We start from the raw sequence: 12,607 nt of genomic DNA, 5'->3' as shown, positions 1-12,607 counted from the left end.
CCCGCAAGCCATGCGCAGCTCCCGCAACATGCGCCGCTCAGCGGGCCTGCTTGCATCCGGCCGCCAGCCGGGGCTAACTGACCATGCCCAGCGCCGGAGATCGCCCATGACTGCCAGCCCGTTGATGACTGAAACCAAAGCCGTCGCCGACCCTGCCATCGATCGGGACTGGTGGCGCGGCGCAGTGATTTACCAGATCTATCCACGCTCCTTTCAGGACCAGAACGGCGATGGCGTCGGCGATCTCGTCGGCATTACCAGCCGCCTTGATTATGTTGCCGATCTGGGCGTCGATGCCATCTGGCTGTCGCCGGTCTTCACCTCGCCGATGAAGGATTTCGGCTACGACGTCTCCAACTATCGCGACATCGATCCCAGCTTCGGCACGCTTGAGGACTTCGATCACTTGGTACAGAAGGCCCATTCGCTCGGCCTCAGGGTGATCATCGATCAGGTGATCTCGCATTCTTCCGATAGGCACGCCTGGTTCTCGGAATCGCGCCAGTCACGCACCAATGCCAAGTCCGACTGGTATGTCTGGGCCGATCCCAAGCCCGATGGCACACCCCCCAATAACTGGCTGTCGATCTTCGGCGGGTCCGCCTGGTCGTGGGATAGCCGGCGCATGCAATACTACCTGCACAATTTCCTCGTCTCTCAACCGGACCTCAACTTTCATAATCCCGATGTGCAGGAGGCCCTGCTGGGCGAAATGCGCTTCTGGCTGGAGCGAGGTGTCGATGGTTTCCGCCTCGACACAGTCAATTTCTACTTCTGTTCGCTGGGCCTGGAGAACAATCCCGTGGTGCGCCCCGAGGATTTCAATGCCTCGACCGCGCCTGCCGTGAACCCATACAATTTCCAGGAACATCTTTACGACAAGTCCCGCCCGGAAAACCTCGCCTTCCTCAAGCGCCTGCGCGCCCTGATGGACGAATATCCCGGCAAGACCACGGTCGGCGAAATCGGCGACAGCCAGCACCAGCTGGAAGTCATGGCCCAATACACCTCGGGCGATGATCACCTGCATATGGCCTATACCTTCGATTATCTGGGCGGCGAGTTTTCGGCCGAGCATTTCCGCAAGTCGATCGCCGCCACCGAGGCTGCGGCGCCAGACGGCTGGGTTTGTCTGGCCTTCTCCAATCACGACGTCGTCCGCCATGTCAGCCGCTGGGCTGTCCATGGGCAGGAAGCCGCCTTCACTCGCCTCGCCATCACGCTGCTGCTCGCCATGCGCGGCTCGGTCTGCCTGTATCAGGGCGAAGAGCTGGGCCTCAAGGAAGCGGAGCTATCCTTCTCGGATCTGGTCGATCCCTATGGCATCGAGTTCTGGCCCGAATTCAAGGGTCGTGACGGCTGCCGCACCCCCATGGTCTGGCAGGCACATGTCCGCAATGGCGCGTTTTCTACGGCCGACCGAACCTGGCTGCCGGTCCCCGCCGAACACCTGACACATGCCGTCGACACCCAGCACGAGGTCGAGGGCTCGGTGCTTGAGTTCTACCGCGCGCTTCTCGCCTTCCGCCGCCGGCACGCCGCATTGGCCAAGGGCAGTATCGAGCTCGTCGACGCCAGCGGCGACGTCCTCGCCTTCATTCGCTCGCATGGCCCCGAGCGCCTGCTCTGCGTCTTCAACATGGGCGCCGCCGCCGCGGTATTCACCATTCCCGCAGGGCTCACGCCGCACGGCATCGACTGCCCCGGGGTCACCGCCGCCGCCATCGACCGCGAAATCGACTTGGAGCCGTTTGGGTCCTATATCGGCAAGCTGGGGTAGGGCAGTCGAGGCGGGCCTGGCAGGAAACGCTTCCCAGCAGCATCCCGGGCCACCAGACGCTTAGCTTCCACGGAGTCATTCCCGCGCAGGCGGGAATCCATTCTTGATGTGGCTGGCGCTGCAGAATGGATTCCCGCCTGCGCGGGAATGACTCCGTGGGACGACAAATTTCCCGCCGCCGGCCACGATTCCGAACCCCTCACCCGACCTCCGGCAATCGCGCCGCCATCAATTCCTGCGTTAACCGATGCTGCGGATTGGCGAAAATCTCATCCGGTCGTCCCGTTTCCACGATCCGTCCCGCTTCCATCACCATCACCCGGTCCGCCACGGCGCTGACCATGTCGAGGTCGTGGCTGATGATCAGATAGGTCAGCCCGAATTCGGCCTGCAATTGCGCCAGCAGGGCCAGCACTTCGCCACGCACCGACATGTCGAGCGCTGAGACCGGCTCGTCCAGCACCAGCAGTCGCGGCCGCGTCACCAGCGCACGGGCAATCGCCAACCGCTGCCTCTGCCCGCCGGAAAACTCGTGCGGATAGCGCTTGAGCATGTCCGCGTCCAGCCCCACCGCTTCGATGGATTCCACCAGCCGGTCGACATGCGCCTGTGGGCTCAGCCCCGGCTCCAGCCGCAGCGGCTCGCCAATCGAATGCTCCAGCGTCAGGCGTGGATTGAAGCTGCCAAACGGGTCTTGGAACACCAACGACACATCGCGTCGCCGTTCGCGCGGCAGGTCTGCGCCGCGATAGCGCGCGCCAGCCAGTCTGACCTGGCCGGAAGTGGCGCTATCCAGCCCGACAATGATCTTGGCCAAGGTGGTCTTGCCGCAGCCCGATGGCCCCACCAGCGCCACGCATTCCGCTGTTGCCACCGAAAAACTCACCCCATCGACCGCCCGCAATGGCTTGTCGCCCCACGGCCAGATGCTGGCGTGATGATAGTCTCGGCTGACCTGATCGACCTCCAGCAGCGGCCCGCCAATCGGTGGCCGCTGCAGCGACGGTGCCTCAAAACGCGAGGCGGTCACCAGCTTGCGCGTGTAATCCTGCTGCGGTTGGGCAAAGACCTGGCTCGCCTTGCCGGTTTCCACCAACTTGCCGCGATGCATCACTGCCACCCGATGGCACAGTGCCCCCACTGCCTTGAGGTCATGGCTGATAAACAGCAGCGCCATCTGCCGCCGCGCACAGATCTCGGCAATCAGGTCGAGCACCCGCCGCTGCGTGATCAGGTCCAGCGCCGAAGTCGGTTCGTCGGCAATCAGAATGTCGGGCTGGCTGGCCAGCGCCATGGCGATCATCGCACGCTGCCGCTGCCCGCCCGATAGCTGGTGCGCAAAGCGGTCGCCATGCCGCAGCTCCAGCCCCACTTCCTTGAGCAGATAGGGCACTTCAAGCTGAGCAAACCCGCCCGAGCGCCCCAGAACGATGGCTTCTTCGATCTGGTCGGAAATCCGCATCAGCGGATTGAGCGCCGTCATCGGCTCCTGGAACACCATGCCGATACGCTTGCCGCGCAGTTGCGCCATCTCGCGCTCGCTGCCGGGCAGGGGAACGCCATCAATGCGGATGCTGCCGCTTGTCGATGCGCCTTCGGGCAATAGCCCGGTGATCGCCAGCGCGGTCAGGGTCTTGCCCGAGCCGCTCTCCCCGATAATGCCGAACCGCTCGCCGCGTTCCAGCGAAAAGCTCACATCCCTGACGGCCTCCGTCGCACCGAAGCGCACCGAAAGGCCGACAACTTCAAGCAGCGACATTGGGCGCCCCCACGGCCTTGAGACGCGGATCGATGGCGTCCCGCAAGCCGTCGCCGGCCAGGTTCAAAGCAATGACGATCAGCACGATGCACACGCCCGGCACCAGCGTCAGCCAAGGGTGGATCAGGAAGATTCCCTGCGCATCGCGCAACATCAGTCCAAGGCTTGTCGCCGGCGGCTGGGTGCCCAGTCCCACATAGCTCAGCCCCGCCTCGGCCAGGATTCCCAGCGAGAGCTGGATGGTGCCCTGCACGATGATCAGGCTCATGATATTGGGCAGCAGGTGCCGATAGGCGATGCCGGCATTGCTCAGCCCTGCCAGTCGCGCCGCTGCCACGAAGTCCAGCGTCTTGATGCTCAGCGCCCCGCCACGAGCCACCCGGGCAAACACCGGAATGTTGAAAATGCCGATGGCGATGATCGCATTGGTCGCGCCTGGCCCGAACAGCGATGTGATCAGGATGGCAACGATGATGGCCGGAAAGGCAAAGATGAAATCGGTCAGGCGCAGCACCAGCCATTCGAGCGGCCCGCCCCACGCGGCCGCGGCCAGCCCCAGTGGCACACCGATGCCGGCCCCAATCGCCACGGCCAGCGCTGCGACAAGAAAACTGGTCAGCGTTCCGGCCATGATCAGCGAGGCCATATCGCGCCCCAGATTATCCGTCCCCAGCCAATGCTCGGCGCTGGGCGCGAGAAAGCGGCGGGCAATATCGATTTCGGCAATCGGGTAAGGGGTCCAGACCAGCGACACCAGCGCCAGCAGCGCAAACATCAGGGTCGCGCCCAGCCCGATCCACAGGCTCGGATGCGACAGGATCGGCCGGCGATCCGGCATGATTGTCGTGCTCATCGGGCTCCCCGCTCGCGCAGCCGCGGATCGACCATGGCATAGGCAATATCCACCAGCAGCATGGTGGCCGTCACCGCCACGATCAGCACGATCACCGCGCCCCGCACCAGGATCAGGTCCCGCTCGGATATGGCGGTGAAAATCAACCGCCCCAGTCCGGGCAGGTAGAACACGTTCTCGACGATAATGGTGCCGGCGACGAGGAACGCAAATTGCAGCCCCAGAACGGTCAGCACCGGCAGCAGCGCATTGCGCACCCCATGCCGCCAGACCGCTTCGCCCATGGTCATGCCCTTGGCCCGCGCCGTGCGGATAAAGTCCTGGCCCTGCACATCCACCAGGGCCGTCCGCATTATTCGCGCCAGGATCGAGGCCTGCGGCAGCGCCAGCGCCAGGCTGGGCAGGATCAGCCCGCGAAACGCGGCGCCTGCATCTTCGTGCCATGGCGTAAAGCCACCCGGTGGCAGCCAGCGCAGCGTCACCGCAAACAGCAGCACCAGCAGCATGCCGAACCAGAAATTGGGAATGGCGATGCCCAGCTGCGCCACCACCATGATGCCGGTATCGGGCGCCTTGCCGCGCATCCGCGCCGCTAAAATCCCCAGTGGCAGCCCGACCGCCATCGAGATGACCATCGCAAACACCGCCAGCGGCAGCGTCACCGCCAGCCGGTTCCAGATCAGCTGCGCCACCGGCGCGCTCTGGGTGTAGGACATGCCGAAATCGCCCCGCAGCATGCCCCAGATCCAGGCGAGGAACCGCTCATGCGCCGGCGCATCCAGCCCCATCTGCGCCCGCAGCCGCGCCAGCGATTCCGGCGTTGCATTGATGCCCAGCACGAACTGCGCGGGATCGCCGGGCAACAGATCGAGCAGATAAAAGATCACCGCTGCCGCCAGCAGCAGCGTCACCGCAAAGCCCAGCAGGCGGCGAAGCGTAAAGAGGATCATGAACGAACCGAGGGCAGGGCACCCCCACCCTCATTCCCTCCCCACAAGGGGGAGGGAGGCCAGGCCGGCGCTATGGAAAGATTGTGCCGCTGACCACGCTGCCGTCGTCTCCCTCCCCCTTGTGGGGAGGGATCAAGGGTGGGGGCCTTCACACGCACAAAGGCTGACGTTCTATTCCGTCCAGTGAATGTCGCGCAGCACCAGCCCTTCGATGGGCGAGTTCTGCCACATGCCGGCGAGCTTGGCGTTCCACACACCGGTCTGGGCGAGTTCGAACAGATAGCCATTGACGGCGTCGCGGGCGAGAATCTCCTGGGCCTGGATGGCCAGGGATTTCCGCTTTGCGTCGTCGGTCGTGGCATTGAGGGTCTCGATCAGCGACTGGAATTCGGGGTTGTCGTAGCCGAAGTAGTAGTCGGGATTTGCATAATTTCCAATGTCGAACGGCTCCACATGGGAAATGATGGTCAGATCGAAATCCTTGTTGGTGTAGACGTCCTCAAGCCATTGCGCGAACTCGACATTGATCAGTTCCAGCTCGATGCCGACCTTGGCGAACTGGCTGGCGATAATCTGTCCGGAGAGCCGAGCATAAGCCACCGGCGGCAGCTTGAGCGTCGCCTTGAAGCCATCGGGGAAGCCGGCTTCTGCCAGCAGCGCCTTGGCCTTCTCGATATCGAACGGATAGGTATTGGTCAGGTCGACATAATAGGGATTATGCGGCGCGAAATGGCTGCCGATCGGCGTGCCATAACCATAGGTCGCCCCATCGATGATCGCCTTGCGGTCCAGCGCATGGGCCATGGCCTGGCGCACTCGCAGGTCGTCAAAGGGCGGCTTGCGGTTATTGGTCGCCAGCAGCGTCTCGCCTTCGGTGGTGCCCACCAGCACCTTGAAGCGCGGATCGTTCTCGAACACGGCCAGCGCTTCGGCCGCAAAATTGTTGGTGCCATCGATATCGCCGGCCAGCAGCGCATTGGTCATCGTCGCCGTATCGCTGATGAACACATAGGTCGCCTTGGTCAGCGCCACCGGCTCACCCCAATAGGGGCCATATTGCTCCAGCACGACGCGGCTGCCCTTGTCCCACTGCACAAAGCTGAACGGGCCGGTTCCGATCGGGTCGGTCACATTGTTGTCGGCGCTTTCCGGCGCCACGATCACCGCATCGCCCCGGCCCAGGTTGAACAGGAACTGTCCGCTCGGACGGGTGAGCTTGAAGGCCACGGTCAGCGGATCGATGACGGTGATGGCTTCGATGACTTCGTAGAATTCCTTATGGGCGTTGACGCTGTCAGGGCCCAGGATGCGATCGAAGGTGAACTTGACGTCTTCGGCGTCAAAGCTGCTGCCATCATGAAAGGTCACGTCGGGGTGCAGGTTGAAGGTAAAGGTCAGCCCATCCTCGGAAATGGACCAGTCGCGCGCAAGCCCGGGTTGCACGCTGCCGGTCGGGTCGATGCGGGTCAGGCCTTCGAAAATGTTCTGATAGACCACGATGTCGATGGCTTCGGCGGCGCCGGCAGTCGGGTCCAGCACTGGCGGCTCCAGCGCCACCCCGATTCGGACCTCGGTTCCCGCGGCATATGCCGGGGCTATCAGCGCGGTGGTCAGCGCCAGGATCAGTCCAAACCCAGTCAACGTCTTGCCCATTGGTCACTCCTGATAGCTGCGATCCCGGCCATAAGAGCATGGCCAGCCTGATCGCATGACGTCTGGCGTCGCGGGCTAAAGGCCAACCCTGCTCCGCTTCGTTCACCCAGCCGTGCTGACGCGTGAGGCGTCAGCTCCCATAGCGCGATCATATAAAAGATCGCCACTAACATGGCAGTAGGCGCCGGGATTATACTTTCCTACGATCGCCCAGCCGCGTAGCAAGAATGACCGGGATCAGTCCCGCCAGCACGATGAACAGTGCTGGAAGCGCCGCCTGCGCAAAAAGCCCCACATTGGCGCGCGCATAGACAATCGTCGCCAGCGTATCCACGCCCAGCGGGCGCAGCAGCAGCGTCGCCGGCAATTCCTTGACGATCTCGACGAACACCAGCGTTGCCGCGCTCAGTATCGCCGGCATCAGCGTCGGCAGATCGATGCGGAACAGCAGCCGCCAGCCGCTTTGCCCCAGCACCCGCCCGGCATCCAGCATCGAGCGCCCGCGCCGTTTCATCGCTGCGTCGAGCGTCGAATGGCTGACGGCCAGGAACCGGATCGAATAAACATAGAGCAGGGCGGCCATCGACCCCGACAGGATCAGCCCCGGCCGCCAGTCGAACAGCGCCATGGTCATCCGGTTGAACCAGAGGTCGGCCTGTCCCAGCGGCAGCAGCAGGCCCAGCGCCAGCACCGTGCCGGGAATGGCGTAGCCGAGCGTTGCCAGCCGGATTGCCCCCTTGGCAGGGCGCGATGCGTCCCCGCTCGACAGCTTGGCCGCTACCAGCCCGATGATGACGGTAATCACCGCGCCAAAACTCGCCAGCGTCACCGTTGGCACCAGCGCCGTCAGTGTCATCCCGATCGCCTCAGTATGCGACAGCCGGAACGCCAGATAGGTCATCTGTCCCACGGGAATTCCGAATCCGAGGGTAAACAGCATCATGCACAGCCCAACCGCCACCCATTTGCGTGCCCCCGACAGGGGCTCGCGCCCCGGTGGCACCCTGCTGTCGCGATTGGCCAGGTAAACCCGATTGCGCCGCGCCTGCTGCTCGGCGGCGATCAGCAGCCCGATCACCAGCACCACCGTTACCGCCAATTGCGACGCCCCGCCGAAATCGGAGCGGTTGATCCAGGTGGAGTAGATGATTGCGGTGATCGAGTTGACCCCGAAATATTGCACGGCGCCGAGATCGTTGACGACCTCCATCATTGCCAGCGTCACCCCAACCACCAGTGCCGGCCGCGATAGCGGTAATGTCACCGCAAAAAACGTCCGCATCCCGCCGGCCCCCAGCGTACGCGACGCAATATTGAGTGAGGCTGACTGCATCAGGAAGAAAGCCCGGCAGGCGACATAGACATAAGGATAGAGCACTGCGGATAGCACGACCACCGCGCCCCAATTGCTCCTGATGTCGGGAAACCAGTATTGCTGCAGCGTCGTTGCGCCATTGAGCGAGCGCACAAACCCCTGCACCGGCCCGGTAAAGCCCAAAAACTCGACATAGCTATAGGCCGCCAGATAGGTCGGCACGGCCAGCGGCAGCACCAGTGCCCAGTCGAATACCCGCCGCAGCGGAAATTCGTAATGGGTGACCAGCCAGGCGGCGGACAGTCCGGCAATCCCGGTCGCCAGCCCCACCAGGGCCATCAGCATGCCGGTCTCGCGCAGCGCCGTCGGCAGCATGGTGGCGGCCAGCCCATTGCTGCCGCCTGCAGTGGCGGCAATGGCGCCCCAGCCCAGCCACAGGATCGGCAGGCCCATGATGGCCACCAGCAAAAATGGCACGACCGACAGGACGATTGTCTTGCCGGTCATGCTGCGAAGTGTGGCTGCTCGTCTAGTCAAACGCTCACCAGGCCAGGTCTCCCTCTCCGTCCCCCGGAAGTGTCCGGCGTGGGCGGGTGTTCGGAATTACCCTCGGGTCATGCCCGAGGGGGGCGCTCCGGGCAAGGGAAACTAGCTTGCCCGGCCTTAGTTCTGTGCGCCTTCGTTGAACTTGAGCTCGTCGACCAGCGCAGCGGCCTCGGCGCGGTGGGCGGCAACGTCGACCAGCGGCGTGTCGACCGGGTTGAGCGCACCCCAGGACAGGGTCAGTTCGGCCGGCGCCACCGATGGCACGACCGGGAACTCGTAATTGGTGTCGGCATAGATGCTCTGGGCTTCGTCCGACAGCAGGAAGGCGATCAGCGCATTGGCGTTTTCCACGTTCGGCGCATGCTTGGCGATGAAGCCGCCAGCCACGTTCACCTGCGTCCCTTCGCCGTCCGCATCGGGATAGATGATCCGGGCGGATGCAGCCCAGTCCTTCTGTTCCGGCTCGGCTTCGTTATTGAGCATCGCACCCATGTAATAGGTATTGGTGATGCTCAGGTCACAGGTGCCGGCAAGGATGTTCTTGACGCCTTCGCGGTCGCCGCCAGTCGGGGGATAGGCCAGGTTGTCGCGCACGGCGGTCAGCCAGGTGCGGGTCTCGTCCAGGCCATGCTCGGCAATGCGCTGTGCGATCAGGCCGATATTGTAGGCATGGTCGCCTGGACGGGTGCAGATGCGGCCCTTCCATTCCGGCTTGGTGATGTCGTCATAGGAAAGCGCGGTGGCATCGACGCGGTCCCTGGAGACGTAGAATACGCGCGCGCGCAGCGACAGCGCAGTCCAGTTGTCATTGTCGTCGCGGAATGCCTGCGGCACGCGCTCATCAAGGACGGGAGTGGTAATTTCCTGGGTCAGGCCCTGTTCTTCGGCGCCCACCAGATTGCCAATGTCGACGGTCAGCACCACGTCGGCAGGAGATAGCTCGCCTTCGGCGGCGACACGGTCGAGCAGGCCGTCACCAGCATAGAGCACATTGGCCTTGATGCCGGTTTCCTGGCTGAACCTGTCCAGCAGCGGCTGCAGCAGGCTCTGCTCGCGATAGCTGTAGATATTGACTTCGCCGCTCTGGGCGAACGCGGGGACGCTGAGGCCGGTCAGGACGACAGAACTCATCAGGGCGACGGCAAGGCGCGCGGTCTTGGTCATTAGGCTTCTCCATGAACGCGGGATTCAAGGTCCCGTGCAGATCGGCGCTTTCTGCAATTTTCGTCGCTTGCTGTCAATAAAGCTAGTAAAAACAATGCGTTACAGGTTAGAACCGTTCAAATATTGCTGCGAATTATAAAGCAAAAACAGCCTGTTAGCTGACGGCGGTTCTCCACTTTATTTTACCTGGCGCAGCGCCCATGCACCGGTTGCACGCCGGGAATCTCGGTCACCCAACAGCAAGGCTTCAGGCGCGATCCACCAGGTCGGACGGGATCACCAGCGAAAACAGCATGCCATGATTGCCTGCCGGATCGACCGACAGCGAGAATGCATTGACCGCCAGCAGCGAGCGCGTCAGCGCCAGCCCGACGCTGGACCGCACTGGCGCCAGCATCTGCCCGTCGCGCCCCACGCCATCGCGGAACACGACGAAACGCTCAGCCATGTCCACTGGATTGGTGGAGCTGTCGCGCACATGAATGGCAATGCCGCCATCATCTTCGCGCTGCGCCGAGATCACCACTGCCCCGCCCGCTGGGGTCTGGTCGATAGCGCTGGCCAGCAGGTTCAACACCGCCTGCGCCAGCGAGGCCCGATCCGCCGTTACCCGTGGCAGGAATTCGGAAATCGCGTTGCGCACGATGACGCGCGAACTAGCCGCCTGATGGCGAATACGCACCACGCAGCTCTCCAGCAATCCGGTCAGGTCGATACTGGCCCGCTGCGGCAGGTAACGGCCGTCACGCAGTCTGGTATAATCGTCCAGTTCGTCCACCAGCGCCGCAATTTCGTGCCCGGCGGTGGTGATGTCCTGTGCGTAGCTCTCGTAACGCTCATTGCCCTGAGCCCCAAAGCTGCTCGAGCGGATAAGATCGGAGAACCCGATAATGGTATTGAGCGGCCGCCGCACGCCGCGGCTGATCCGTGCCAGCAGCGCCGGATCGCCATCGGTGCCGCCGGAAATCTGCAGCGGGGCTGCCGGTGTTCTGGCATTCACAAAACCGAAATAGCCGGCCAGGACCCCTGCCTGACCCTGGGCGAAGATCATGATATCGGCGCCACGGCCAATACCGCGCAGGGTAATGCAAGGCCGAGCGGTTTCGGCAAAGCGGGCTGGCCGTTCGAGAAACTCGCGCAGCGCCGGCAGGTCGGCCGGCACAATCACATTGGCCAGCGGCTTGCCGGTCAGAGCGCCTTCGTCCACGCCAAGCGCCTTGCCGGCGCGGCCATTGATCGCGCTCAGCGTGCCAGCGCGATTGGCTTCAAAAAAGCCATCGCCGCGCATATCGGCCAAGCCTTCGGCAAAGGCCCGCACCGCCGCTTCATGGCCAGTCCGCACTTCGGTCGTGCTGGCCGACAGCATCAGGGCAGGGCGCCCCTGCCAGGAGATGGATTGCAGCCGCGCCGTGACCGGCACCAGCGTACCGTCGCGCTGTACGAGGTGGTTGACCGGGCCAGCTTCCTGCCCGTCCGGTCCCGTCGCCGGAAATACCGAGGCCAGCCCGGCATTGCGCAGTTGCTCCACCGAATCATAGCCCACCATTTCAGTGATGGCGCGATTGGCGAACAGCACCTGCTGGTCGCGGAACACCAGAATGCCCAGCGGCAAGCGGTTCAGCACCAGCGTCTCGCCGCCGAGATTGATCAGTGCACCCGATGACGCTGGTATCGGCGCCGGCTGGCTGGGCAGCGGTTCGCGCGGCTGCTGCGCCGGATCGCCAACGCGATCGGTCAGAATGCGCGACAGCTCATCGAAATTGTAGCGCGAGACCCGTTCAACGCGCTCCGCGTCCGGTGGCGGATTGGCCTCGGCCCGCGCCACGATCGGCCCGAGCGCTGCCAGCGCCGCTTCCATTTTCCGGACCGCCTCTTCGTCCGCTGCGGCTTCGGCGACCGCGCCCGGTTCCGGTTCGTCCGTTGGCGTGGTGCTGGCGGCGGTCGCTGCCGCCGTAATTTCCGCGACTGCGCTCAGCCGCTCCCCATCGACCCCGTCAAGCCGGGCCAGATCATCCAGATCGGCTTCAGCGTCGGCATTCTCGTCCGGTTCGTCTTCCGCCGCGAAGACAAATTCATCGCCGTCGATATCGATCTGCCCCGCCTCGATTTCGGCGTCATCGGCTTCCGCCGACAGCAACAGATCGTCGGCATCGGTCAGCGGCGTAAACAGCGCACTGTCCGCAGCGAGCCGATCGATCAGGTCCGACAGGCTCTGGATGGTGACCGGCTCTTCTTCTGCCTCGGCCGCGACTACCGGATCAGGCTCGTCCGTGCCGTCCGGCTCGGCTTCCGCGGCCGGCGCATAAACCTGCTCCTGGTCGGCTGCGCGCCAGTTATCCAGCTCGCGCTCATAGGCGTGATCATCCGCAGCGATCGCCTCGGCAATGCTTTCGTAAGGCGCTTCCGGCCGGGTCTCGTCGGGATCAATGCTTTCCGGGTCCGCCCAGGCAGCCGCCTCAACCATTGCTTCGGCCAGTTCCTGGAACGAGTCGTCCGTCGGCTCCGCTGACGGCTCTTCCGTCGGCTCCGCTGACGGCTCTTCCGTCGGCTCCGCTGACGGCTCTTCCGTCGGCTCCGCTGACGGCTC

The 12,607-nt window shown here is 63.7% G+C and carries 8 protein-coding genes; 1 reads left to right on the top strand and 7 read right to left on the bottom strand.

Annotated features, from left to right (window positions below):
- The first annotated feature begins 121 nt into the window (after nt 1–121).
- Nucleotides 122–1,780, top strand: coding sequence for a beta-galactosidase BglA (bglA, locus tag BUA69_RS11970; protein WP_169749447.1), 1,659 nt, complete (start codon nt 122–124; stop codon nt 1,778–1,780).
- A 199-nt stretch (nt 1,781–1,979) separates the two neighbouring features.
- Here the strand turns inward: bglA and BUA69_RS11965 are convergent, their stop codons facing one another.
- The 7 genes from BUA69_RS11965 to BUA69_RS11935 all read right to left on the bottom strand — a co-directional run.
- A complete protein-coding gene (locus BUA69_RS11965) occupies nt 1,980–3,539 on the bottom strand; it encodes a dipeptide ABC transporter ATP-binding protein (RefSeq protein ID WP_052950393.1) in 1,560 nt (519 codons plus the stop codon).
- Complete coding sequence (locus BUA69_RS11960; RefSeq protein ID WP_046134117.1) at nt 3,526–4,392, bottom strand: ABC transporter permease; 867 nt, start codon at nt 4,390–4,392, stop codon at nt 3,526–3,528. Before BUA69_RS11960 ends, BUA69_RS11965 begins: the two co-directional genes overlap by 14 nt.
- Nucleotides 4,389–5,342, bottom strand: a complete 954-nt coding sequence (locus BUA69_RS11955; RefSeq protein ID WP_046134118.1) for an ABC transporter permease — start codon at nt 5,340–5,342, stop codon at nt 4,389–4,391. Before BUA69_RS11955 ends, BUA69_RS11960 begins: the two co-directional genes overlap by 4 nt.
- A gap of 171 nt (nt 5,343–5,513) precedes the next feature.
- The gene (locus BUA69_RS11950; RefSeq protein WP_046134119.1) at nt 5,514–6,995 is read right to left on the bottom strand and encodes an ABC transporter substrate-binding protein; all 1,482 of its coding nucleotides are present in this window, start codon (nt 6,993–6,995) and stop codon (nt 5,514–5,516) included.
- Nucleotides 6,996–7,185: 190 nt separating this feature from the next.
- Entirely contained in the window at nt 7,186–8,817 is a 1,632-nt protein-coding gene (locus BUA69_RS11945; RefSeq protein WP_046134120.1) for an ABC transporter permease, read from the bottom strand.
- 156 nt (nt 8,818–8,973) lie between these two features.
- The gene (locus tag BUA69_RS11940) at nt 8,974–10,020 is read right to left on the bottom strand and encodes an extracellular solute-binding protein (RefSeq protein ID WP_046134121.1); all 1,047 of its coding nucleotides are present in this window, start codon (nt 10,018–10,020) and stop codon (nt 8,974–8,976) included.
- 247 nt (nt 10,021–10,267) lie between these two features.
- Nucleotides 10,268–12,607, bottom strand: a 2,340-nt coding sequence (locus BUA69_RS11935) for a histidine kinase dimerization/phospho-acceptor domain-containing protein (RefSeq protein WP_143154504.1), incomplete at its 5' end; no start/stop codon positions are given.

Origin of the sequence: Devosia limi DSM 17137, assembly GCF_900128975.1 — a bacterium.
Lineage (GTDB): Bacteria > Pseudomonadota > Alphaproteobacteria > Rhizobiales > Devosiaceae > Devosia > Devosia limi.
The sequence above is the reverse complement of the archived record's forward strand: the minus strand, read 5'-3'. Positions and strand labels throughout refer to the sequence as shown.

Excerpts from the sequence above, each read along its gene's own strand:
- BUA69_RS11965 (WP_052950393.1), bottom strand. The coding sequence starts at position 3,539 with ATGTCGCTGCTTGAAGTTGTCGGCCTTTCGGTGCGCTTCGGTGCGACG.
- BUA69_RS11960 (WP_046134117.1), bottom strand. The coding sequence starts at position 4,392 with ATGAGCACGACAATCATGCCGGATCGCCGGCCGATCCTGTCGCATCCG.
- BUA69_RS11955 (WP_046134118.1), bottom strand. The coding sequence starts at position 5,342 with ATGATCCTCTTTACGCTTCGCCGCCTGCTGGGCTTTGCGGTGACGCTG.
- BUA69_RS11950 (WP_046134119.1), bottom strand. The coding sequence starts at position 6,995 with ATGGGCAAGACGTTGACTGGGTTTGGACTGATCCTGGCGCTGACCACC.
- BUA69_RS11945 (WP_046134120.1), bottom strand. The coding sequence starts at position 8,817 with ATGACCGGCAAGACAATCGTCCTGTCGGTCGTGCCATTTTTGCTGGTG.
- BUA69_RS11940 (WP_046134121.1), bottom strand. The coding sequence starts at position 10,020 with ATGACCAAGACCGCGCGCCTTGCCGTCGCCCTGATGAGTTCTGTCGTC.